This is a genomic window from Paenibacillus wynnii, assembly GCF_000757885.1.
GTDB lineage: Bacteria > Bacillota > Bacilli > Paenibacillales > Paenibacillaceae > Paenibacillus_AQ > Paenibacillus_AQ wynnii.
This window is the reverse complement of record NZ_JQCR01000002.1, coordinates 570,041-594,900: the sequence shown is the minus strand read 5'-3', so window position 1 is coordinate 594,900 and position 24,860 is coordinate 570,041. Positions and strand designations below refer to the sequence as shown.

Genomic DNA, 24,860 nt, shown 5'->3' with positions numbered 1-24,860 from the left:
GGATGTACGAAATATTGATTGTGGACGATCATACACATTTGGTTGACAGTTTGGCGATTGGACTTCCGTGGGAGCAAATGGGGATCACCAATGTCTATAAGGCATATTCCGGCGAGGAGGCTCTGGAGCTGCTGAATTACCGTTCCGTTGATATTGTCGTGACGGATATCCAGATGAACGGAATGACCGGACTACAATTGATCGCCAGAATCAATCAGAAATGGAAAAACACGAAAGCTGTTATTATAACCGGATTTGATGAATTTCAATATGCACAGGAAGCCATTCAACACCAAGTATGCGATTATCTATTGAAACCGGTATCGAACGAAGAATTGGAGCAAACCCTTCGAAGTATTATTGATAAGATTACAAAGGAAGGAAACGAGCTACTCAATCAACAGAAATTTGTTTACCGTTTCCAGGAAAGCTTACCCAAATTAAGAGAGTTGCTACTGTTTGACTTAATATCCGGCAAAAAAACTCCTTTATCTGATTTGAAGGACAAGATTCATCTGTATGGGCTTCCCTTTTCTTTTGAAAAGGACGCTATCCTCTTATGTATGCGAGTAGAGGAGGATTATTCGAATACGGATCTTTATAGTCTCTCATTGATCGAATACGCTATGATTAACATCGTAGAAGAAGTTTTTTCAAATCAATTTCATGTGATGCATTGTAAAGATGCGCATGATTATTTGGTTTTTCTAGTTCAAGACAATTACGTAGAACCATCCGACAATGACAGCTCTGCAATCATGGAAGACTTGGCCAGGCTCTCCCAGCATCAAATCAAATTATATTTGAAATCGAAAGTTTCTATTGTACTAAGCAATTGGGGAGGATTCCCGAAAGACCTGTCTTCCTTGTACTACTCCACTTTATCGATATATACCGATTATATAGGTTACCAGACAGAAAGCTTTTTTCATGTGAGACAGAAGAAAGAAGCTTTTGAAATCCAGCCGCTCGCAGAACTCTATCGTTCTCAGACTTTATTAGAGTTAATTGATATTGAGCAGTGGACAGCATTTGAGGATAAGCTGATCCGCATTTTTGATGAGTTAGAAGGTGCAAGTAGTGGAGCCCGTGAGTTCGGGGTTGAAATCTATGTTACTTTGCTGCAAGCCTATTCCTATTACTTGCATAAAAAAGGGAAGCGGATCTTTGAAGTGTTTGGAAGGGATATCGAGAAAATGCTGAAAATTGATTCCAGTTGGAGCTTGGAGCCGCTAAAAGATTGGGCATTCAGCAGTTATGTCCAAATCAAAGCTTACAGCGACAGCCGATTAGACAATATACGCTCTAACTTGATGGAACGGATCCGTCGATTTATCCAAGAGAATATAAAGGTTATCACTCTTCAAGCGGTTGCGGATCATGTGAATTTGCATCCGGTGTATATATCTAACTTATTTAAACAGGAAACTGGAGAGAATTTCTCAAACTTCGTGCTTCGCTTGCGAATGGAGAAGGCGGTTCAATTGTTGAAGCACAAGGATTTGAAGATAAGCCAAGTTGCGCATGAAATCGGTTATCAGAAACCGCAGTATTTTATTAAGCTGTTTAAAGTTCAGTATGGGATGACGCCGCAAGAGTTTAAGAACAGTTTATAAGGACGAGTTACAAAACAGGATTAAGAAAGCGACTTATCTTCGGATGGGTTGCTTTTGTTTTTTAGTGCTTATCGATTTCGTATCGCGGAACTTACAGCACCCGCGACAGTTTACGGTACTCTCGTGGCGAAATCCCTTCCACGGCGGTAAAAACTCTGCTGAAGTAATGTATATCGGGATAGCCGACATGTTCTCCAACAAGCCCAATGGACCAATCCGTCTCCTGCAGCAGTTTGCGTGCCTCGCGGTGCCGGATAGAGCGAAGGAATTCACTCGGCGGCACTCCAGCGATCTGGCGGAACAGCTTGGAGGTGTAATCTTCACTCATGCCGAGGCGTTTCGCAAGAACGGGATTGGTCCAAGCCACTGTTGGGTTACTTTCTATCTCTCGCATCAGCACCTTTATGCGTTGTCCATGAACGGTTGCGTCCGTAATTCTACGCGTTACTTGGCTGCGGATCAGGTACGCTAGGATATTCAGCATTAGTCCTCTGCAAACCAATTGATAGCCCAAAGGGCGCATGGTAAATTCCCGGACCAGATCCTCCATGGACTGGATGCAGTCATGCGAAGGGGTGTATACCGGATCCTCCGTCAGCGGCGAACAGGTGGAATCCACTGCCTCCACGGCAAACTTGTCCTCTTGTGCGTTTCCCTCGTAAACGACCATATCCTCCTCTCCAGTAACATTTAATTCGCCGAAGAAGTCGAAATGGATTCCGATCATTTTAGTAGTAGGAAGAGCAGCCGTTTCGTTCCGGTGATAGACGCCGGAAGGCAGGACAATCAGCTGTCCCGGGGTTAAATAAAAGGTTTTATGTTCCATGGCGACGGATAATTGGCCGTGACACAAGTAAAGAAGCTCAAAATCGTACAGCTTTCTGCCGGGAAAGACTTGCGGAGCAATGTTTTGGAATTGCGCATAGTGGATGGAGGGGGACCATTCCTGAAAGGGGATTTGCTTGCGGACCGGATGGTAGCCGGGATCTTGCCTCATGGGTCTAACACCTCCCGATAAATGGATGATTAATAACGGAATAGTCCAAAAAGTATCTTCATTAACTAAATAAATCAATCATTTTATTTACTATAATACAGGTAAGAACAATTCTTCACAATGATGAGTCGTCATACTTGAAATTCAAGAATTTCACAAATGAAGTGGAGGCGTGCACATGAAGAAGGGTATTAACATCTGGTCGTTCCCGGAGGGAAGGCCGATCCTGGAATGCGCGAAGCTGGCTAAAAAAGCGGGCTTCGACGGTATTGAACTGTCCCTGAACGAATCGGGAGAATTGGGGCTTGCAACGACAGAGCAGGAAGCTATGGCACTGCGCCAGAATATAGCCGACTTGGGTCTTGAGATTAGCGGACTGGCTACCGGACTGTACTGGGCCAACTGGATGACCAGCGACTCTGAAGAGGTACGTAACAAAGCGATGGATATCTGTATAAAGCAGCTGGAAACGGCGGCTGCACTGGGATCGGATGCGATTCTAGTCATTCCGGGAGCTGTAGGCGTTGATTTTATCCCCGGCTGTGATGTCATTGACTATGAGAAGGCTTATGACCGCGCGCTGGAAGCAATGCGCAAATTGGCTCCTGCTGCGGAACAATCGGGAGTTGCGATCGGGATTGAGAACGTGTGGAACAAATTCCTGCTTTCTCCGCTGGAACTCCGCCAGTTTATCGACACTGTAGGGTCTCCTTACGTAGGCTCCTATTTCGATGTAGGTAATGTGGTGCATTCCGGTTACCCTGAACATTGGATCCGCATTCTGGGCAATAGAATCAAGAAGGTGCACTTTAAAGACTACCGCCGTCAGGCAGGCGGACTGCACGGTTTCGTCGATTTGCTAGCAGGCGATGTGGATTACCCGGCCGTAATGAAGGCCTTCAAGGACATTGGCTATGACGGTTATGTGACGGCCGAAATGATTCCTAATTATAACCACCATACCGAGCAAATCATTTTTAATACCTCCGCTTCCATGGATGTTATCCTGGGACGCACGGTACTATAACTTTCTACTTAGGAGGAAACAGTCCATGCTAAAAATTGGATTAGTCGGCTTCGGCTTTATGGGCCGTATGCATTTTGACAACTATACCCGCCTTAAATCAGAAGGCTACGCCATTGAACTAAAAGCGATCTGCGATATTCGGATTGATGAGCTGAAGGATGGAAAAGCCAGCGGCAACATGGCAACGGCGCAGGAAGTATATGATCTGACTCCTTACAATCTCTACGACCATTTTGAGAAAATGATTGCGGCGGAAGAATTGGATATTATCGATCTGGCCGTTCCTACTTATCTTCATGCCGAGATGAGCTGCCACCTGCTGGAGAAAGGCTACCATGTGATGTGCGAAAAGCCGATGGCGCTGAATGCAGAAGATGCTAAAAAAATGGCCGAAACCGCCGTCAGAACCGGCAATAAGCTGATGATCGGGCAGTGTCTTCGCTTCTGGCCAGCCTACCAGTACCTGAAGGAATGTGTGTCCGATGGTCGTTATGGCGCGGTAACGGAAGGCTACTTCTACAGAGGATCAGGCGCTCCGAAAGGTTGGTTCCTTGATGAATCGCTGAGCGGAGGCTGTCTGCTCGATATGCATATCCATGATACGGATATGATTCAGTACCTTTTCGGCAAGCCGACTCGTGTATCCGTCTTGGGACGCAATGTGATTCCCGGCGCAGGTAATGACATTGTATCGAGTCATTATTACTACACGGACGGCAAGGTGATTAATGCCCAGGCAGATTGGACACTTGAGGGTGATTTTGGCTTCTATATGGGCTACCGGGTCAATTTCGAACGCGGTAATATCATTTTTGATGGATCGGTTGTGAAGGTAAATCCTAATGAAGCAACCGGGTTTACAGCGGAGATGTCCTCAGATAACGGATATTATAATGAGCTGGTGTATTTCCTGAATGCTGTCCATAATGAACAGCCGATCGAAGTGTGCACGCCGGAGAGTACTGCCGAGACCCTTGCTGTGGTTCAGGCAGAGAGCAAATCTGCAGCTCAGGAAGGCGCCTGGATTACGATTGAATAAGATCAGATTAACCCTTTGAGGGTGAACAAGGCAGGTATGATCCATCATGAAAAAGTACGGAGTGGTATTGATCGGCTGCGGATATATGGGATCCCTCCATTTGGACGCCATTGTACGCCATGAGCGGGTCCGATTGGTGGGGGTTGTGGATTGGAACAAGGAGAAGGCTGAACAAGTTGCTCATAAATACGGGGCTACATGCTGGAGCAACGATTATCGCCTCCTCATTGAGCGAAACGATGTGGATTTCGTTATTATCGCCACGTATCCGTCATCCCATCTGGAAATCGCAAAAGCAAGTATTGCCGCCGGCAAGCATGTTTTATGCGAGAAGCCTATCGCCAAGAGCGCCAAGGAGACGTTGGAGTTCATGAAGATGGCTAGGGAGTCCAAGCCGAAAGTACTGATTGGCCACATCCTGCGACACAATAGCACTTACCAGACTGTCATGAAGATGATTCATGACGGAGCTGTCGGATCCCCGATGGTCATGCGTTTCACCCAGTTGAAGCGGTCCATGGATTGGGCGACCCATCTTTCCCTCTTGAAGGATGCATCACCGGTTGTGGACTGCGGGGTTCATTATATCGATGTGATGCGCTGGGCCACCGGGGCGGACATCCTGAGCGTTAATGGCATCGGGCAGCGGCTGGATGATGATGTTCCGCCTTACACGTACAATTACGGGCTTATTACGCTCCGACTGTCAGACGGTTCTGTCGGCTCTTTCGAAACGGGATGGGGCAGAGGTATGCCCTCCGACAACCGAAAGGAGTTTATGGGTCCAGCCGGACGGATCCGAATCATCTATAAATGCGACCGACCTCAGGAAGTGCAGCATCTGGGGAACATGGTAGAATATGAGGACTACAGAACGGGAACCGTTCGGCAGTTGAATATAGATTTCTCTGAGAAGCCGACCGGCGCCCAGTTGGACTATTTCCTGTCCATGATCGAGAACAATTTTTCATCCAGGCCTCTTATGGACGAAGCTTACCGCGCGATGGAGATTGCTCTTATGGCGGACCAAGCCATTCTAGATGGGATGACCATAAAGTGCACATAGTGAAAAGGGCCCACGAGCAGATGCTGCCAATGTCTCTATGATGGGCTCTTTTCGGTCTAAACTTTTTACAAAAAGAGGGATATAAACATGCCATATGCATTTTTGGAGAAATCGTTTGTGGACGACATCAACCATCTATTAGGACTGCCGGAGACGGCGTTGCAAGTGTACCGGGAGGAAACCGAACGAATCAACACCGATCACGGTCTACAGACAAGGGCAATCTCGCTCCACGAAATGCTGCAGCGTGGGGGTAAAAGCTGGGAGGTGGTCGCCGATTGCTTGAAGAAACTCATGCCGGAGAAAGGGATGTTTGCTGCCGTTGTATTAGGTTCCTGTGTACCACAGTTAACTGAGTGGTACCAAACCCGGGGGATCTCTCAGACTATTTTAGTAGATACTTTATCTGACTTTCGGGTGTGGATGGAGCAACACCGGAAGAGGTATGGGGAATGGGGGATAAGTGAGGTCGGGTGGCTCATCCATCATTTGAGCGGAAGGCTTTTCAAGTTGGGAAGGCTTCAATTTATGCCCACAAACTATATGGGAAGAATTAAGGTGTACCGCCACAGGGAAAGCGGCGAGCTTGCCATTTTGTCTGGACCTGGAGTTTCATTTCGCCGAGACGGAAAGGTTAAGGAAGCCTTTGGTCGGGTGGGCACCGAGGAAGGCTGGGAATCTGTCTTCCATGAGACTGAATTACATGTGACAGGACACCGCATTCTTGAGGGAGGAGAAGCAGACCCCGAAACGATACAGCTGGAGAAGCAGGCATGGGAGCTTCTTCTTGAGGAAGGAAACTTGGTGTTGGACATCCATATCCCGGAAGGGGGCTCCCTGTCTGAAGCTGATTGTTCGGTATCCTACGACATGGCGGAGACTTTTTTTAAAGAGAATGGGATTGGAGAGGACTTTAAGGCCTTTGTCTGCACATCGTGGCTGCTGAGCCCCCAGCTTAGGAAAGTATTGCCGGAATCCTCCAATATCGTTAATTTTCAGAGCGAATTTCATTTGGTTCCCGAATATTCCAATGACGACCAAATGATGGAGCGGGTGTTCGGCAGCAGACCGGAAAAGCTGTCAGAGGCACCCCGGGATACGACCTTAAGGAGCAGTGTCCTTGACGCTATGGAACAAGGGGTATCCTTCTGTGGCGGAAGCGGGTTTAAACTGCGGCGGGTTAATTAAGCGCAATAACTTAGGGGTAATAACCAGTCTGCGATTTTAAAAGGTAACTATTATAGATTGAACTTGAGAAACTGACAAAAAGGATTGTTGTAACGGAGGGGGATTTTCTCTAATTATAAAGTTGGATTTATATAGTAAAGTGTTTTTTCTGGATGTATGAACACGCGTGGATATCTTCTTAAGATGAATGCGCGAGCTATACGGACCCAGTGGACGCTATTTGCTCCATTTAACTGAATTCCTTATCTATGCGGACTCAGGAGACCCTATTTACAAGAATTAGGCTATAAATAGCCCAGTATTCGTAAATAACGGCATCGGTGTCCGCATAACTTACTTAGCGAGTAATTTATAGACAATAAGGGATCTGTAGTCCGCATAGCGTTCTTCACCCGATCTAGCTGCTGCAATTTGGCTACAACAGCGGCCTGAAGTCCAACAATCACCGCAGTTGTGAACCAGATCCGAAGTGGATAGGTTCTAAGTTCAACTAATATAGGAAGTAAATAATGACTTTGTGGAGACATTTTAAAATCAAGTAGGTTTGTGAAAGGATGAGCAACAACAAAGTTATTTTGGGGCTTAGTTTTTCCAACGTACAGGCACATCTAGGCTATTGCCCACATACATTAAAGAGACCATGAACCCTAGACTCTGATGGAACGGTTTCATTGTACATGTGCGGGAGGTGTCGCTAAGTGCCCGGAATAATAAGCACCATAGCACTGCTGATTAAAGAATTGACACTGCTGGTGTCATATGTTCGAAACAATGCGTTTCCACAACCGCTCACGGAGGAAGAAGAAAGCCGCTGCTTAGGTCGGATGGCAGAGGGAGATGCCCAAGCCCGCAATAAGTTAATTGAGCATAACCTTCGTCTCGTAGCCCACATAGTAAAAAAATTCGACAACACAGGCGAAGATATGGAGGACCTAATCTCCATCGGAACGATTGGACTCATCAAAGCCATTGAAAGCTACCGCCCTAACAAGGGAACAAAACTGGCCACTTTTGCCGCTCGGTGTATCGAGAATGAAATTCTCATGCACCTCCGGTCACTGAAGAAAACCCGCAAAGACGTCTCGCTGCACGATCCTATTGGAACGGACAAAGAGGGAAATGAAATTACTTTGATAGATATTTTGGGTTCTGGGGCGGACGATCTGCTGTTGACAGTGGATTTGAATATTGAGAAGAGTAAAATATACCGCAATCTGGATATTCTAGACGACCGCGAGAAAGAAGTTGTAGTTGGACGGTTCGGGCTAGACACAGGCGGGGAAGAGCGGACGCAACGGGAAATCGCTAAGGAGCTGGGGATCTCGCGCAGTTATGTGTCAAGGATAGAGAAGAGGGCGCTTATGAAGCTGTATCATGAGTTTTATAAGGTGAAAAGATAAGTTGGAGATTTAGGATAATAGCTTGTAGAGATGAGATATTAATCTCTCTTTCTACAGGCTATTTGTGTTTCTGTATCATGAACAAACTAAGGAAATCACCGTAGAGATTCGTGCTTTCTAGTATATTTGGTGAAGCTTCTCTTTTATATAGACACATTCTCTATTAAACAGGCATGTAACATTCACTTTAAGGAAGAAGCGAATATTATAAGGCGGTGTATTGAAAAGTGAAAAAACATAGAAACCTATAGGGTGTACGAATCTTTTGGGTTTCTTTAGTTTTTAAAAGATGCTCTGTAAAGACGGTGTGAAAACTGGTTTGCAGTGTGCCAAATTTTTGTGTGCTATCTTTAATGCTTCTTACCAAGATACAATCAATCTGATAAATCCTAATCACACATTCTGAGATTAAGGTAACAGTGGTAGCCCCAAGAAGTTGATAGGAGTGTGATTGGTTTCGTTGTGAAAAAAGAAGATAAAATGCACTTATTATCACTTCAACTAAAGATCAGAACGATAGATTTAACGCAATATGGTTTAATACGACAGAATACATTTCAGTTGGTGAATACCTGGGGGTGCCTTTTTTGGATCTGACGAACTTCCTCCAACTGACTTCGTAACCACACCTAAAGTCTATATTAAGCCCCGCCTCAAGTCTTAAATACAACCCGCCCCAAGTCTGAATACAACTGCTCTAGTCCGAGTTATGATTATTGTTGGTTACAACAAGTTGAAATTATATGAAAGCAAGGAGAGGTTTTTAGTTGGACAAGAAACGAACCCACCGCACGATCCGCATCCTGACCGCTCTGCTGGTGCTCAGTCTTGTTGCAGAAACAAGCGCGCACGCGCAGCAGCAATCAAATCCGTCTGTCGCCGTCAAACAACTTGCCTCACTCGATAGCACCGCACTTCCGTTATCTGAGGAGGCCGCGGCCTCGGAAGATTTTACGAGCGGACCTCGTGAAGCCAAGGAAGTCGAGGCGTTCCTGGATGCTTTTTTTGCCAAGGATGCCATCAAACAAAAGGCCGGGTCCATTACGGTTTCCGTTGTTCAAGACGGGAAAGTGCTCGTATCCAAAGGCTACGGTGCAATCGACCAAACGTCGAAGTCGCCGATAGACGCAAGTAAGACCACCTACCGGATTGGATCCGTCTCCAAAGTGTTCACGGCAACTGCCGTCATGCAACTCGTAGATCAAGGGAAAATTTCGCTTCAGGATAACATTGAAAAGTACCTGAATGGTTTCAAAGTAACCAATCCTTTCGATATACCTGTCACGATCGGGGATCTGTTGACACATACGACCGGTTTTGAAGTGCGCGAATCTACAGATGCCAACTTCCTGGCCGATGCTTCCCAGAAGCCGATCTCGCTGAAAGAAAACATCTTCAATCAGTTCCCGCCAGTCGTTCGCAAGCCCGGAACGTCTTACATGTACGATAACTTCGCAGCTGAGCTCCAAGGATACATCGTCCAGCAGGTAAGCGGAGAGCCCTTCGGGAGCTATATACAAAAGCATCTGTTCCAACCGCTCGGCATGACCTCCAGTAGCTTTAGCCTGACTAAGGATTTGGTAGGACGGCTCGCAACTTCTTACGATGTGGAGGGTAATGCCATTCCGGTGTACTATTTCTCACCGAGTGAGTGGCCAGAGGGCAGCATGATTTCGACCGCCTCCGATATGGCGCTGTTTATGAAAACTTTGCTGAATGATGGCCGGACGGCTAACGGCACCGTTATCCTGTCGCCCGAATCGGTGAAGGCGATGTCGACCTACCACATGGCCATCCATCCAGATTGGCCGGATACGACATACGGCTTTGAAGCGCCTGTTGTTCAGTCCAAAACGAACGGAGAATACGTAATCTCCAAAGGTGGCGATCTTCTCGGTTTCAGTTCGTTGCTGTGGCTGCTGCCAGACCGCAAAACGGGTGTCTTCGTTTCATACAGTATGAATGAGGAGCTGCGCGTTGACCTGTTTACCGCATTTATGGATCATTATTATGCTGGTGGCAAATCTACGTTCGGACCGAAGGACTTCAAGCCGCAGTCCGAAGACGATCTTGCTAAATTCGAAGGCCTGTATTCCGATTTACGGTACAAATTTCTTGCCAAAGTAGAAGCCGCAGGTAAAGGTGTCCTGATCGTGAGTAACTTAAACGGTCGCCACGAGCTAAAGCAGGTGAACGATCTATTGTTCTTGGATGAAGAGGGCAAGCCACTCGCATTCAAGACGGATGCCGACGGCCGCATCATCTACCTGAAATACACTAATTACGTCACCTATGCAGCCAAAATGTCGGAGGATTCGGCCGGATTTCCAGACATAGCGGTCGATCATCCGTATGCTAGTTACATACTCGGCTTGCAGTCGTTTGGTTACTTGACAGACGATCCGTCAAAGCCGTTTCAACCACTACAAGCAGTCACACGCGGAGCGTTTATCCATGCGGTTACCGCATTATTAAGTATTCAGGGATCAGTCAACCCGTCTTCGTTCACAGACATTGAAGATTCTCCGTACCGAAAAGATATTCAAGTGGCTGCGGAGATAGGCCTACTGAATGGAACCGGGGGCGGCTTGTTCGAACCGGACCGTCCGATCCGCCGCGAAGAGGCTGCCGTCATCCTCATCCGACTTGTCGCGGGATTAGGACTTAAAGTGCCAGATCCCACGGTTGCGCTCGCGCCCGGCACGTCAAAGTGGGCCGTCGATGCCGTCAAATCTGTTATGAACTTGAAGCTTCACGGTCCGGAGGTGACCGAATCGAACGGTTCCTTCGATTATGGCTCGCAGCGGGATTTAAACAAGCAGGAGCTTGCGGCTCTGTTGTTCACGATGTTGCTCGCGGATAATTTAAAGTATTAGAAGGAAATGGTATATTTCCATCAATCTCATATAGGAACAAAAACCACCTTCTGCTGAGATGAAATGTACCCCTTATAGGACATTATAAACACCCCTAAGGGTGAACCGATGAATATTATAAGGGGCGCCTTTTTTAATTAGTTTACATGGTCGAACATACTGGTGAGTTAAGTGATGAGCATTGCTGGAACGAAGAACTTAGGAGATTAAATGAAATGATATAAAGTTATTGACGAAATGGTAACCGTAGAGGTCATCAAGGGAAGGCTGAAGAGAAGTTTAAAAGCAGAGTCAGTTCCAGTTCAATGTCAATTGTAGAAATTGAATTTGAATATATTTAATGTTGCAATATAAGTTGCTTTATTAAATGACATCGTATTGTGTCCACAACCTCAAAAAATTCGATAACACCGGCGAAGACATGGAGGACCTAATCTCGATCGGCACAATCGGACTCATCAAAGCCATTGAAAGCTACCGCCCCAACAAAGGGACAAAGCTGGCCACTTTTGCTGCACGCTGTATTGAAAATGAGATCCTCATGCACTTAAGATCGTTGAAAAAGACCCGAAAGGACGTGTCGCTGCACGATCCCATTGGAACGGACAAAGAGGGTAACGAAATTACGTTGATAGATATATTGGGATCTGGAGCCGACGATCTGCTGCTCACAGTAGATCTTAATATTGAGAAGAGCAAGATATATCGGAATTTAGAGATACTGGATGATCGGGAGAAGGAAGTTGTGGTTGGACGATTTGGGCTGGATACTGGCGGGGAAGAGCGGACGCAGCGGGAGATTGCTAAGGAACTTGGGATAAGCCGGAGTTATGTTTCGAGGATTGAGAAAAGGGCACTGATGAAGTTGTATCATGAGTTTTATAAGGTGAAGCGGTAGATTGACAAGCATTGATCTTATTTAAAACAACAAGGGGATGATCCAAGTAACCATTTCATGGCTTTGGGTCCTCCCCTTTTTTCTTCAACTTTTTTAATGGGAATACAAAGTTCGACAAAGTATTTAGTGGTCCTGTGGTACTATTCGGATCGTGAGAGATTCGAAGGGAGAAGTACTATGAATAAAAAAGTTTTTATTTTTTTGTTGGCTTGCATGCTGTTTTTGGTGATCTCCAAACCAAGCTTCGCCGCAACAGAAAATCCCGACATTTATATTGAGATCAATGGTGTGACGCTGGTCAGTTTAGATTCTATGTACATGGAAAATGGAACAGCTCTAATCTACTATCGATTTTTTTTCGAGTCTCTGGGAATGACTGTAGAGCTGGATCACAACACAGGAAGAATTCAGGTGTTTGATGGCGGAGAATCTGAGCCGCTCCTTACACTATGGTTAGACAGCAAGAAGGTATCATATAAAGGCAAGAATTGGACGCTTTCGGTGCCAGTCCGGCGAACCGGGAATCTGACACATATTCCTGTCCGCTCCATTGGTGAGCTATTAGGGTACAAGGTACAGTTCAATAAAGCTGAGCAAATCATTCGCTTAACGAAAAAAATATCTGAAAAATCGGAGGAAATCTCACCTGTACTCGATGCCTTTTTCAAGGAAGGCCAATTCAATCCGACACGTGAAATCTTCAGCGACTCGGGCTGGGAGGATTACAGAGGATTTGAACCGGAGATTGGTGTGGCGTTTAATTTCCTCCCCTTGCTGACTTCCAGCTTTAAGGTCAACGATATTATTTATCTCAGTGAAAATCATGCCCTTGTAAAGGTATCTTATGTATCTTCATCCGCCGTCTTTAATCGGGAAATCGACTTCACATTACTTGTCACGAAAAAAAAGAAGGATTGGAAGCTATCCGGGTTCTATATGGGGAATACCCGATATGAGATGGCTGAAGGTGCTAGAGAAGAAGGCGCTGCGGTCGCTCTGAAGGCAAAAGAGGCTGCTTCGGTTATGGCGGATCTGGAGAAATATAGTCAGGCTTGGAAGGATGATAATGCTGCGGCCATTCTTCAATCGACCTCACCGGTCTATATCAATGAATTTGAAGCAGCTGCCGGTGTGAGATATGAGAATGCACTGTGCTATCAATCGTCTCTTTATAATAAGGAGGACGCATCAGAAACTTTTATTCCTTATTTGTCTGCTGATCATGCTGTTGTTTATGTGTCTGAACTGCAAACAGATGTGGATGATGACGGTAAGCTGGTGAAGGTTCAAGTTGATACATTGATGCGTATGGACAAAACCGAAGATGGGCGCTGGACTGTACATAGCAAACTTGAATTCGTTGATTTCTGGCTGGCTTTTTCTTTGTGAAAACTCGATAGGGCGCTGAGTAAGTTGCTGTTATACGGCTTTAATAAGTGACTTGTCTGCGGATGAGTTGCTTTTTTTTGAAAATTTTCTCCTGAGAAAGGAGGATTTGAGGTATCAGAGACTTTACTATAGAGGAGCGTTATGATGACATACAAAGAAGTACATGTTTTGGCATTGGATAAAGTGGTTGGTTCATAATGGAGATTGTCGATCTCCCAAAACAAAGAAGCTACCACCCCTGAATTTGGGCGACAGAGCGCCCTTACCACACTAATCCTTTCGAAACGTTTTGGAGTAGGCAGTAAAGCTACTTAATAACACGGACTGGAAGGCGTATCAAATCGCCGATATAGTTGGAATCAAAAATCCTTATTATTCGCTGCACGAACCCATTGGAACGGATAAAGAGGGGAATGGAATTACGTTGATAAATATTTTTGGGTTCAGGAGCCGATGATCTGCTGCTCACAGTAGATCATAATATTGAAAAGAGCAAGATATACCGCAACCTGGAGATTCTGGATGATCGGGAGAAGGAAGTTGTGGTTGGGAGGTTCGGGTGGATACAGGTGGGGAAGAGCGGACGCAGCGGGAGATTGCGAAGGAGCTTGGGATAAGTCGGAGTGATGTGTCGCGGATTGAGAAAAGAGCGCTCATGAAGCTGTATCATGAGTTTTATAAGGTGAAGCGGTAACTGAAAAAAATGGGGGATGTCCTTTCAAGTACTGACCTAATCTTGGACTGCTTCGAATAGTTGAAAAATCCTCAGTAAATCACAAAAAAAGTAAGCAAGCACCGCTGATGCGGACTTTGCTTGCTTTTTTATATGTTTTCTCCAAACTACTTATTATTCATTTTCATATACTTATTCTTCAACAGATGCCCGTGGTGGAGCTTATTTTGATACGGTTTAAAACATTTATTTACGAGTACAGAAATAAATATTAATAATCCCCTCACAATTCATACAAATATTTTCCTTGATTGCATAATTCGACAAAAATAGATGTGAAGTGTATGGTACTATTTGTCTAATATTTAGAGGTATATTACATAGGTATATTTTACTAAAAGACAAAGGATGTTAAACAAATGAGTACAGCAGTTGTTCAAGTAGAGGGAAATCAAAGCAAATAAGCCATTCATTGCTATTGATGAACATGGAATGGTATTTATTACTTACTGAAATCCCGTGGGCTTCCTGATTTATTCAAATGTTTGTTCTCGTATATCCTTTAATCAATAGCCCTGCTCATCATTATCACCTTGAACTCATTCTGTGTATGGAGCATAAGGAGACAAGCTGGTCTTTCAGAATATAACCAAAAGAAATAAAATGGATTGGATCACAGTATATGTGGTGAGCTATTGACTTTATTGAAGCTGAGGTGAGGCCGTGAAATCTACTGTAATTCGTTTACTATTAATTTTGTCATTTATTCTAGTATTGTCAGGTTGTTTCCGACAACCATCAATGACAGATAACACAAGTAAAATCAAACATGCTGAACTATCTGGAAAATAAGTACCATAAAGAATTTGTTGTGGACACTATTGAATACACTTGGAATACAAGTGACTATCAATTGAATTTACATCTTCAAAGCAATGAAAAGATTAAGTTTTTTGCATATCTCAATTCTGAAACCGGAATGATGGGAGATAAAGTTAATTGGTTTACAGAATGTTGGGGTGAATTTTGAAACACAGCAATTGAGAAAGGAGTTTCTAAGTGAAAAACGGACTGAAAGTCCCTCTTTGGATAATTATATGCATTTTGGTTCCTATAATTTATTTGTTTGTCATTAATCCTTTATTCTTCGGCGTTTTTTTAACGCCTGAAATCCTCTCTGATAAATGGGAAGCGAAACGAGAAACACGCAGTTTTCTAAAAGAAAGATATAATCAATCATTTAAGATTATTTCCTTTGAAGGAACCAAGTTGCTATATGAGGGGTATGAGGGGAGGGTGCTGTCTGTAAAAGATAATATTGTTTTCAATACGTTTAAGACATTAAGTGGCGAACCTCGAAATGATTATCTTTTAAGGTCTTGGGCTAACCCTTTGATAGCGCCCTTTGTAAATGGCGACACTATTTATGAAGTGGAATTTTCCAGTTCTCCGCTATCATCGGCGAATAAGGATCAGGACTATCGGGACAATGTTTTCATTAAGAATCCTCATGATGTAACCATTAATATCTATTTGGCGTTTTCTGATAAAACAAGCAGAACTCAGATTTATTCCATAATTAAAAGTTTTAAAACTAACCAAATAAGAGCGGTGAATTTCGTTTTATACCCTATGATGTATCCTCCTGATTTAGAGGGAATGCAGAAACAGGATATCCATGATTATCACGAAAAACATAGTGAGCAATTTGGCGGTACGTGTGTGATTAATAATTACGAAAACATCCAGGCAGAGGAAGACATCGTTGCCAGCAGTGAATGCATTAATACGAACTAAAAGGAGGAATCATAAATGGCCACGGATTAAGAATATGTGGAACTTTGTAAAAGTATCTATAAGAACCAAGATGAAGGACAAATGCCAACCGCAATGGAGTAAAGTCCCCACTATAGAGGTGTACAATCCAGTTGGAAAGTTCTTGAAGTGTTAGATCAAAACTCGAGAACGGATTTTACGGTGCGTCAAAGAACGGTAATTCAACGATGTGGTTTGATCTCAAGCTGTAAATTTAAAAAAGAGATACCATTTAAGCATTGGCTCAATATTGAACTTCTAACGTATTTTTAGCAAGCAATTACTGGGAGAATAGTGGTTGCTTGTTTTTGTTTTAAATAGTTGAGATTAGTAGAGAATTTTGTGAAAAATAATAGATTTCGACAATGATCGTTATAACAAATATGTTAGTAATTTCCTTAAAAGGATTCTGTAGTTTTAGTTCGCCGAATATGGGAAGTAACTTGTGAGGCTACATATCAGAACTAAGAACGCAGTAAGATCGAAGATCATGTACTTCTCCTGTGAGAACAAATTTACATCTTACCGGGCATGTACTGTACCTATACAAAAAATAATATCAAGGAGAGGATGGACAACGAAATTATAGATAGTGAGAGTCATTGTTTATGGGAAATTCATTTAGAAATGGAGAACTGAGTTGAAAGTGAAAACTCTATCCGTTGGAATTGCTGTAGCATGTCTTGTGATTGTATTGATCTTCGTCTTACCCTTATTGCTGCTGGGGGGGAGTCAGATGTTCGAAAATCTGTTTTACAGTGAGCAAAAAGAAAGTCGGTTAGCAGAAAAGCATTTAATGAATAAGTATGGGGAAACCTTTACGGTTAAAAAAGATACAGTTTTATTCAAGCAGACTCTTGGGTTTTCCACCATGAAAGCCTACCCAAATGATAGTCCTGATACCGTATTCAATATTGATGTCTATCATAAGAAGTCAAAGGTTTATCATGAAAACTATGTGCTTAACCGATCCTTTGGCCCCATTCTGGATTCTGTTTTAACAACGGGCCTCTATTATTACGACGTTGACTACGAAGACGCGAACTACTACTCAGAAGTATACGAAATCCCTTATATAAAGACATCCGATTGGCAAAATTACTTGCCGGATTATCGGAATGAGCCCCTTCAATTCAATGTGTTTACCTATTGGAAGGTGGAGAATAAGCCGAATTCAGAGAATGTAGAAAAATTGCGTAATATTGAGTCTCTGATTCAACTCCTTAACAAGAACCAAATAGATGAGGGGACTATAACTCTGTATTTTCCTCTTGCATTAACCGATGAGGCTCAAGTGAAAGAGTACAATAACATGATTGAAATGAGGGAAAACGACAAAATAAGGGATACTCCCTTACGCCGGGATAAGGTAGATGAATGCTCCTTCTCTCTTGAAGCCTTTAATGAGAATTTAACTATTACGGATTATGTTGCAGCCGAATGTTCTACACTTAGTGAAATCGTGTTTTGAATTTAACTTGGGAGGGGCTTTACGATGACAACTGATTTAGTTTCTGAGTCTAAGTGATGATGCTTACATATACAATCCTATTAGCAAACACTAAAGATGATACCGACAAGCAAACGAAATATGCCAAGGAGTATACTTAATTTATAAAAATGGTCAGAGGTAACAAGTCCCTTACTCCAATTCTGTGTACACTGGGATCATGGGGGATAGGTTGTATCCGTATATCGAACAAGCACTAAAGCACTATATACAGGAAACTGGCGATAGCAATATTACCTCTATGAAGTTTCAAGTATAGCTGCCAGCAGATGGATACGCAGCCGTCTTTCACCCGTCCCGGGCCACACACCTTATTATTAGTCGGGTTACTACAGTTGGAATAATTTACATCGTATCGTGTCCACAACCTCAAAAAATTCGATAACACCGGCGAAGACATGGAGGACCTAATCTCGATCGGTACGATCGGACTCATCAAAGCCATTGAAAGCTACCGCCCCAACAAAGGGACGAAGCTGGCCACTTTTGCTGCACGTTGTATTGAGAATGAGATCCTGATGCATCTCCGTTCACTGAAGAAAACCCGCAAGGACGTGTCGCTGCACGATCCTATTGGAACGGACAAAGAGGGAAATGAAATTACTTTGATAGATATCTTGGGCTCGGGAGCGGACGATCTGCTGTTGACAGTGGATTTGAATATTGAGAAGAGTAAAATCTACCGGAACCTTGATATTCTGGACGACCGGGAGAAGGAAGTTGTGGTTGGACGGTTTGGGTTGGATACAGGCGGGGAAGAGCGGACGCAGCGGGAGATTGCGAAGGAGCTGGGGATAAGTCGGAGTTATGTTTCAAGAATAGAGAAAAGGGCGCTCATGAAGCTGTATCATGAGTTTTATAAGGTGAAGCGTTGAAGATGAACGACAATTACAAAGCAGTACCCATTAAAAAAAATGGTTTGAAAAGCGACTTGTCTACGGAGAGGTTGCTTTTGTTTTTATATGGATAGATTATACGGATCTGGAATTTTAGCGGTACAAAATTTTTATGTAAGATCTAAGGAAAGGATAAAGAAATAGAAATAGTCTGTATAAGATAAAAAATGGTATGGATAACATTACCTTAAATACACAATAATTGAGTTAGATGAAATCAACGGAATTCATACAAAAATAATAAAACAGAATGCAAGTCCATTGTGGCGCTGTAACCGAAGATAACTTGGGTATAACAAAAACAAAGGCAGTAAGAAAGGGTTTTTCTTACTGCCTTTCATTTTAAGCAGGAGGCAAAATGAAAAACTACGTTTTTAAACTCAAGTACGTTATACTTACAAAAATTCTTGCTGCTCTTATATCCATTATCGGTCTGGCAAGTATGCCATACATACTGAAATTATTATTCGACTATGACTTTTCTAAAGGGATAAAAGGTATTGTTGTTTTAATTTTAGCTTACGCTGGTGCTATTGTTGTGGGAATGTTGTTTGAGTATATAAGTCAAAGTCATGCATGGAAGCTTGAACAAAGGTTTAACCTGTTAGTGAAACAGGATTTATTTGATTCCATACTACATAAAGATTATACAAAGTTTCTGAACTATGATGTTCCTGAATATGTTTCAATTTTTAATAATGATATAAAAACCTGTGAGCAATATATAGAGAGTATTGTTGCTATTATTCAGACCATTTTACAATTATGTGTGTATGCTTTCTTTCTGGTTACACTTGATTATCGGCTGGCAATAATTATAATTTTGAGTTCTTTGTTCAGTATTATTTTGCCCCGAATAACAGGTAACCGTCTGGCTGAGAAAAAAAACAATCATTTGTCTGCCATGGCAGGTTATATTGATATGATTACAGATTTGTTTTCCGGATTCCGGTTCGTTAATGAGGACACTAGGAGGAGTATTTCAGATAGGCAAAAGAAAACACTAAATGATACGGAAGGTAAACTATATGCGTTTGGGTTATTTAAGACTTTTGCAAATGTGTTAAGTGGAAGCAGCATGTATTTATTAGAACTGATTGTATTTGTCTCTATAGCCTTTATGCTTTATAAACATCATATAACAATGGGAATCGCTGTTGCGGTCTTGGGGTATATACAGAGCTTTTGCTTCCCTATGGCTTACCTATTGAAAGAAATCAATAATGTTAATGCTTCCAGAAAGGCGAAGGAAAAACTTCTAACTTTGATATATCAGAAGAATGATTCTAGACCTGAACAAATAAATTTCAATTCCACTATCAAATTTATAGATGTTTCTGTTAGATTGGGAGACTTTGCTCTGGAGAATTTCTCATATGAATTTAAGAAGGGTAAAAAATATGCAATTGTTGGTCCAAGCGGAGTGGGCAAGTCCACTATATTGAATCTTCTTATGCAGTATGTAAATCCCGATAGTGGAGAAATTTTAATTGATGATAAACCCATCCTGGGAGCTGATACCTGTAAAATTATGACGTGTATCAATCAGTTTGAACATACCTACAATGCAACATTTATAGATAATGCGACTGTATTTGGGAGTTATGCGGAGCAGTCCGTACAAAATGCATTGGATTATTTTAATAACGATAAAATCAATAGCATCACCAAAAAGAAAAATGCAAGAGATTTAAGCGGAGGCGAAAAGCAGATGCTTCAGCTGATAAGGACGGTTGCAATGAATAAGAAGATTATTCTAATTGATGAGTCATTTTCAGCGATCGATAAAGAAAATTCTACAAAATTGCAACGTGACCTTCTTTTAAAGGATAAGACCATCATAGTGGTTACACATAATTTGTCGATTGATAATCTTGAACAATTTGATGAAATTGTAACTATGAGCATTGGCGAAATGAAGGAATCTGTCCAGAAAAAGTGATTATGAAGAATGGGGAATAATTATAAAATAGCACCAGTAGGTAAGATACCAGTAAATCTCTAATTAAGAGGGTTACTGGTATTTTTCCAATATTAGTACATAAATAAAACGAAATTAATACATTTTTCCTGATGAGTTAATACAATAAATTAATAGTTGTCATTTAAACTTGGAAATATTTTATCAAGAACTTCGAATAAAATGAAAACGTTTTATATGATCTTCTAGTCTTACTGAACATTCACCAATCCAGCCGCTTCTTCCATCTCGAGAAACACCTTCGGCTTCTTGGCAACAATGATGAGCACTGCTGATACGGCTAAGAGGATGATCGCGACCCAGAACGCTATCCTATACCCCGCTGTTTCAGCAATTCTCGAGATTGTCGGGACACCAACCGTGTCACCAAAAATGGACCGGATGGCGAAAGCAATTCCCCAGATAGCGCCGAAGTTCATGGGACCCAGCAGCTTTATAATGATGAGAGGAACGGCAGAAGCCCAGATCCCCATGCCGAAGCCGAACAGGACGGCATAGGAGACTAGCCAGCCGTACCCGGAATCCGGCTCAGTGTAGGTGAGGATGAGGGTAGCGACAAGCAACAGCGTGTTTCCAAGGCAGAATACCAGCTTAGGATTGATACGGTCCGCCAACCATCCGCAGAAGATTGTGCTGACGGCGCCTGATAGACCGATGAAGCCGAGCGCCGATGCCACAGTTTGCGTGTTGAATGTTAAGTCGCTTAAATAAGCGGCCGCGTTCTGCATGACGCCGATCTGTCCGAAGCCGAGCGCCGCAAATGCGATACAAACAAGAATCATGGCAGGAGTTCTCATGGCCTGACTGCGGGTGAGTCCAATGAGGGTTGGGCGTTTCTTGGTAGGTAAGTTATCGAATTCCTCTTGGGTTAGCCCATCAGGCAGAAGACCGATGTCCTGGGGCTTCGTTTTCACCAACAGCAACGCAATGAGAAGCAAGACGATTACGATCCCGCTGTTAGCGAGATAAGCTGTCCGTACCCCTGATGAGTCCATGATGACAGCGAGAAAGGATGGTGCGAATATGGCACAGACGCTGGCACCACAGCTGATAATGCCTGTCGCGAGGCCGCGGCGCTTATCGAACCATGCTGTCGCCAGGGTACTGGTCACTGCCGGTCCTGTCAAAGCGCTGCCGATGCCTATAAATGCATAACATACATAGAACACTGGGAGCGAGTCCGTGAAGGAGATTAGGGCATTTCCGCCCCCCAGCAAGATCAATCCTGTGAGAATGAGCATCTTTACCCTGCCCTTGGTGACCTGGCTGCCTACGTAGGCGCTGACCACGCCCATGCATATGGTGAAGATTGACGAAGCCAAAGCAATTGAAGTCCTCGGTACATCCAGCGACTTAGACATCGGTACTACAAATAAGCTGAACGAGTAAATCATCAGACCGGTTGAAGCGAGAGTGCATATGAAAGCTGCAAGCACTACGAACCAACCGTAATAGATTTTCTTTTTTGTCGTTTGCATCTTGTCTCCCTTTCTTATAACCAATAAATTAGATATAATCTAGCCATGTAAGGTTTTTGGTATTCTATTTCAGTTGCTGAGTCTAATTTTGTTTTTTTCACACAGAGGGGAATTCACGCATGAATTTACTGGGTCTGAGATATTTTATTTCTGTAGCGGAATATTCAAGTTTTACGAAAGCATCTGAGCACCTATATGTATCACAACCCACTTTAAGCAGGCAGATACTGGATCTTGAAGTGGAATTAGGGGTGCAACTCTTTGTGCGTGGCAGGCACTCGTTGACTTTGACAGAGCCAGGCAGCCGCCTTTTGCATGAAGCAACAGAAATCATAAAAAGATGTGATAATATTCGGGAAATCGTGAAGCAAGAAGATGATAATGATGGCAACGTAATGGGATTGCTGAGCATAGGATATCAAGGATTTCTTGATACCAAGCTCATGCAGCATACGCTGAAATCTGTAACAAAAAAACATCCGCGCATTGATTTTTCGCTTTCACAAGGCAGCCCGCCCGAACTAAGACACCATCTTTTATTCGATAAATGTGATGTTGTATTTGTCCTAAATACTTGCATTGATTCTATTCCGAATATCGAATGTATAAAGCTTCAAGAGAATAAACTGCAAATTGCAGTTCCTCGGAACTGCCGTCTATCCAAATATGACTCTATAGATATGAAGGAATTAGCGAATGAGAATTTTATAATGCTTGAGCGTAAAGTTTCCCCATTTACAGTAGATTATGCTACCAGTCTGTGCATGAAACATGGATTTTCACCGAATGCTTCCTATTACGTTAATGATGCAGAAAAAGCATTGCTTTTAGTGGGCTCAGGCAAAGGTATCACCTTTCTGCATTCTTCAAATAAAATAAATAGTCCCGATGAAACCTATGATATTAAGGTATTGAACATAGAAGGAATTGATAACGATTTGGATTTCGTATTTGCATTTAAAAGAGAGAACACAAATCCAATCATTCCGGTATTTGTTTCTGAATTAATGAGTTTCAATGAACGCACAAAATAGAGCAAGAAAAAAGGGGGGCTTGGAAGACGGAAGGCTTCCAAGCCCTTGGTTACACAACCAAACTGTATATTCCGGTTGCGGAGTTTTTACATTCATTCGGAAAATGTAGTGAAAAATATCACATTAATGAGCAGAGAGAATATAACTTAACGGGGTAACCTAACTAATCTTTGATTCTGAATCCAACAGATTTAAAGCCGCCATCCATTTGAATAAACTCTACTTTGGCGGTAATAGGCAACATGCTGATCTTTTCATCCACATTATCTTCGTTTACACCATATAATGCTGCATGAAAGAGGTTTCCGCCTTCAAAGTGTCCAACGCATATGCAGTAAGGCTCTTTATTTACGAAATTCTGATTAGCTTTTGCGAAGGTATAATCGCCTTTCAGATTGGTATTTTCAAAGATGATTTCATCAATTGTGGCTTCATCACCCATATCAAACCATTCCAAATCGGTGCTGCCGCACTTCTGGCAGGTAGGCAGGGGACGCCATACAACATCTCCACATTCCTGGCACTTCATTCCCAGAACCTTACCTTCTTCAAGTGCATCATAATAAGTTTTCAATATTGGGCGCAGTTTAAACATATCTAAATTCCTCCTTCTTACTCCTTAGTCTCAAGGATGATACCAACAGTGGTGTGACCGCCACCCATGCCGCGTACCAAGCATTTTCGTACATCTTTTTGGACTTGACAGTCTCCAGCTTCGCCGCGCATTTGGAGAATAGCTTCGCTAAGCATATTGATGCCAGAAGCACCAAAGGCATGACCAAAGCTAAGGTCGCCCCCGTGCGGGTTAATAGGCTTATCCCCATCGAAACATGTTCTGCCGTCCAATTCATACTGGTAACCCTTACCTTCAGGCAGATAACCAAATACTTCAGCGCTATCGAGCTGCTCACCCGAAGTCATAACTGTAGTTATCATTAAATCGAGTTCATTAGGATCAATGTCGTCTTTGTAAAGGGCATCACGAACATCGACATTCATCTGATGGAAACAGTAAGGGAATCTCTGTGTATTAGATGAGCTCGCAAAGTCAATAACCTCAATCGGTTTCTGACTAAATTTCTTAGCGATATCAGAAGAACATACAACTATAGCTCCAGCAGCTACATTGTGAAGAACACTGCCTCTCTTGCGAATAAAGCGGGTGATCTTACGATTGTGTTCCTCAGATCTCATATATTCCATAACATCGTCAAAGCCATTTTCTTTAGCGATTTCAGCAAACTCACGTCTTTCAGCAGCACGAGGATTCCGCGAAGCATTACGACGAAGATTGACTGCCATAGCGTTATATGTGTCATCAATGGTTTCCTCAGAAACGCCATAATTCTTCATATAGAGTCTTGCTTGCTCATCAGTAAGCAAGTTATCGCTAACACCGTCAAAACGATAATAAGTAGTGTCAAATAACGCTCTACCTGGAGACCACCACTCTTCATACTCAGCAATAGGACGGATCATATGTGCTGGTTGATTTCTTGAATTGAAGTGTTTTGGGGTTTCAATTCCTGCAACCAGGACAATGTCACATTTGCCTGATGCAACAGCATTGCATGCTTCCATAAAAGCAATATAGCCGCTGGCGCAGGCTTGTTCGATATGAATGATAGGCTTTCCAGCCAAACCGATCCATTCCTCCAGAGTGCCGACCATGGCTAGCACATTGCCAGCGGTTACATAATTGGCCATCTGTGAATATACAATTTTATCAATGTCGCGTGGCTTGACTCCGGCGTCCTCCATTGCCTGATGACAGGCACAAGCCCAAAGTTCATAGATGGAAAGGCCTTCATACATAGGATCATCAAAATATCTCTGAGGAAGAGTGCTTGTTCCAATAATTGAGACGGAGCGTGCAAGTTTTTGTTCCATAATTGTTTCCCCTTTCTTTGTTATGAATTGACTATAGCTTATACACAACGTTCTGTTAAATTGTCTGTTTGTATATGTAAATAGCAT

Annotated in this window: 17 protein-coding genes and 2 pseudogenes; 15 read left to right on the top strand and 4 right to left on the bottom strand. The window is 43.0% G+C overall.

Translation table 11 applies throughout. From position 1 onward, the window contains the following. Positions 1–2 precede the first annotated feature (2 nt). A complete protein-coding gene (locus tag PWYN_RS05320) occupies positions 3–1,616 on the top strand; it encodes a response regulator transcription factor (RefSeq protein ID WP_036649217.1) in 1,614 nt (537 codons plus the stop codon). 91 nt (positions 1,617–1,707) lie between these two features. Here PWYN_RS05320 and PWYN_RS05315 read toward each other — a convergent pair whose 3' ends face one another. Beyond that, positions 1,708–2,613: a helix-turn-helix domain-containing protein gene (locus PWYN_RS05315; protein ID WP_036649214.1), complete on the bottom strand. Its 906-nt coding sequence runs from the start codon at positions 2,611–2,613 to the stop codon at positions 1,708–1,710. Positions 2,614–2,791: 178 nt separating this feature from the next. Here PWYN_RS05315 and PWYN_RS05310 point away from each other — a divergent pair, with 178 nt between their 5' ends. From PWYN_RS05310 to PWYN_RS05245, 13 genes and pseudogenes are all read left to right on the top strand, one after another. Next, entirely contained in the window at positions 2,792–3,640 is an 849-nt protein-coding gene (locus tag PWYN_RS05310) for a sugar phosphate isomerase/epimerase family protein (RefSeq protein ID WP_036649211.1), read from the top strand. A gap of 25 nt (positions 3,641–3,665) precedes the next feature. Further along, on the top strand, positions 3,666–4,679 hold the full coding sequence (locus tag PWYN_RS05305; RefSeq protein ID WP_036649209.1) for a Gfo/Idh/MocA family protein: 1,014 nt from the start codon (positions 3,666–3,668) through the stop codon (positions 4,677–4,679). A gap of 46 nt (positions 4,680–4,725) precedes the next feature. Continuing rightward, positions 4,726–5,745, top strand: coding sequence for a Gfo/Idh/MocA family protein (locus PWYN_RS05300; protein WP_036649208.1), 1,020 nt, complete (start codon positions 4,726–4,728; stop codon positions 5,743–5,745). 87 nt (positions 5,746–5,832) lie between these two features. After that, positions 5,833–6,933, top strand: a complete 1,101-nt coding sequence (locus PWYN_RS27860; RefSeq protein ID WP_052087771.1) for an acyltransferase domain-containing protein — start codon at positions 5,833–5,835, stop codon at positions 6,931–6,933. Between the two features lie 698 nt (positions 6,934–7,631). Then, positions 7,632–8,333 (top strand): RNA polymerase sporulation sigma factor SigK, encoded by a 702-nt coding sequence (sigK, locus tag PWYN_RS05290; RefSeq protein ID WP_036649206.1) that lies wholly within the window; start codon positions 7,632–7,634, stop codon positions 8,331–8,333. 767 nt (positions 8,334–9,100) lie between these two features. Next, positions 9,101–11,209 carry a serine hydrolase domain-containing protein gene (locus tag PWYN_RS05285; RefSeq protein ID WP_052087770.1) on the top strand — a complete coding sequence of 703 codons (2,109 nt, stop codon included), beginning with the start codon at positions 9,101–9,103 and terminating at the stop codon, positions 11,207–11,209. Positions 11,210–11,576: 367 nt separating this feature from the next. Beyond that, complete coding sequence (sigK, locus tag PWYN_RS05280) at positions 11,577–12,107, top strand: RNA polymerase sporulation sigma factor SigK (RefSeq protein WP_084146608.1); 531 nt, start codon at positions 11,577–11,579, stop codon at positions 12,105–12,107. A 177-nt stretch (positions 12,108–12,284) separates the two neighbouring features. Beyond that, positions 12,285–13,496, top strand: a complete 1,212-nt coding sequence (locus PWYN_RS05275; protein ID WP_036649204.1) for a copper amine oxidase N-terminal domain-containing protein — start codon at positions 12,285–12,287, stop codon at positions 13,494–13,496. Between the two features lie 376 nt (positions 13,497–13,872). Further along, positions 13,873–14,190 (top strand): annotated as a pseudogene (locus tag PWYN_RS05270) (sigma-70 family RNA polymerase sigma factor); the annotation flags it as partial. 1,038 nt (positions 14,191–15,228) lie between these two features. Beyond that, positions 15,229–15,966, top strand: coding sequence for a hypothetical protein (locus PWYN_RS05260; RefSeq protein WP_036649200.1), 738 nt, complete (start codon positions 15,229–15,231; stop codon positions 15,964–15,966). 658 nt (positions 15,967–16,624) lie between these two features. Further along, complete coding sequence (locus PWYN_RS05255; protein WP_036649198.1) at positions 16,625–17,455, top strand: hypothetical protein; 831 nt, start codon at positions 16,625–16,627, stop codon at positions 17,453–17,455. A gap of 401 nt (positions 17,456–17,856) precedes the next feature. Beyond that, a pseudogene (gene sigK, locus PWYN_RS05250) lies at positions 17,857–18,369 on the top strand (RNA polymerase sporulation sigma factor SigK); the annotation flags it as partial. 379 nt (positions 18,370–18,748) lie between these two features. Further along, positions 18,749–20,332, top strand: a complete 1,584-nt coding sequence (locus PWYN_RS05245) for an ATP-binding cassette domain-containing protein (protein ID WP_036649195.1) — start codon at positions 18,749–18,751, stop codon at positions 20,330–20,332. A 230-nt stretch (positions 20,333–20,562) separates the two neighbouring features. Here PWYN_RS05245 and PWYN_RS05240 read toward each other — a convergent pair whose 3' ends face one another. Beyond that, complete coding sequence (locus PWYN_RS05240) at positions 20,563–21,849, bottom strand: MFS transporter (protein WP_036649192.1); 1,287 nt, start codon at positions 21,847–21,849, stop codon at positions 20,563–20,565. A gap of 119 nt (positions 21,850–21,968) precedes the next feature. On the opposite strand from PWYN_RS05240, the gene PWYN_RS05235 reads away from it, so the two are divergent. After that, positions 21,969–22,883: a LysR family transcriptional regulator gene (locus PWYN_RS05235; RefSeq protein ID WP_036649190.1), complete on the top strand. Its 915-nt coding sequence runs from the start codon at positions 21,969–21,971 to the stop codon at positions 22,881–22,883. A 163-nt stretch (positions 22,884–23,046) separates the two neighbouring features. Here the strand turns inward: PWYN_RS05235 and PWYN_RS05230 are convergent, their stop codons facing one another. Continuing rightward, complete coding sequence (locus PWYN_RS05230; RefSeq protein WP_036649188.1) at positions 23,047–23,478, bottom strand: Zn-ribbon domain-containing OB-fold protein; 432 nt, start codon at positions 23,476–23,478, stop codon at positions 23,047–23,049. 17 nt (positions 23,479–23,495) lie between these two features. Beyond that, positions 23,496–24,773 (bottom strand): thiolase family protein, encoded by a 1,278-nt coding sequence (locus PWYN_RS05225; protein WP_205622735.1) that lies wholly within the window; start codon positions 24,771–24,773, stop codon positions 23,496–23,498. Positions 24,774–24,860 lie beyond the last annotated feature (87 nt).

Bases quoted from the DNA above. Each gene is read 5' to 3' on its own strand.
- PWYN_RS05320 (WP_036649217.1), top strand. From the start codon at position 3: ATGTACGAAATATTGATTGTGGACGATCATACACATTTGGTTGACAGT.
- PWYN_RS05315 (WP_036649214.1), bottom strand. From the start codon at position 2,613: ATGAGGCAAGATCCCGGCTACCATCCGGTCCGCAAGCAAATCCCCTTT.
- PWYN_RS05310 (WP_036649211.1), top strand. From the start codon at position 2,792: ATGAAGAAGGGTATTAACATCTGGTCGTTCCCGGAGGGAAGGCCGATC.
- PWYN_RS05305 (WP_036649209.1), top strand. From the start codon at position 3,666: ATGCTAAAAATTGGATTAGTCGGCTTCGGCTTTATGGGCCGTATGCAT.
- PWYN_RS05300 (WP_036649208.1), top strand. From the start codon at position 4,726: ATGAAAAAGTACGGAGTGGTATTGATCGGCTGCGGATATATGGGATCC.
- PWYN_RS27860 (WP_052087771.1), top strand. From the start codon at position 5,833: ATGCCATATGCATTTTTGGAGAAATCGTTTGTGGACGACATCAACCAT.
- sigK (WP_084146608.1), top strand. From the start codon at position 11,577: ATGACATCGTATTGTGTCCACAACCTCAAAAAATTCGATAACACCGGC.
- PWYN_RS05275 (WP_036649204.1), top strand. From the start codon at position 12,285: ATGAATAAAAAAGTTTTTATTTTTTTGTTGGCTTGCATGCTGTTTTTG.
- PWYN_RS05245 (WP_036649195.1), top strand. From the start codon at position 18,749: ATGAAAAACTACGTTTTTAAACTCAAGTACGTTATACTTACAAAAATT.
- PWYN_RS05240 (WP_036649192.1), bottom strand. From the start codon at position 21,849: ATGCAAACGACAAAAAAGAAAATCTATTACGGTTGGTTCGTAGTGCTT.
- PWYN_RS05235 (WP_036649190.1), top strand. From the start codon at position 21,969: ATGAATTTACTGGGTCTGAGATATTTTATTTCTGTAGCGGAATATTCA.
- PWYN_RS05230 (WP_036649188.1), bottom strand. From the start codon at position 23,478: ATGTTTAAACTGCGCCCAATATTGAAAACTTATTATGATGCACTTGAA.
- PWYN_RS05225 (WP_205622735.1), bottom strand. From the start codon at position 24,773: ATGGAACAAAAACTTGCACGCTCCGTCTCAATTATTGGAACAAGCACT.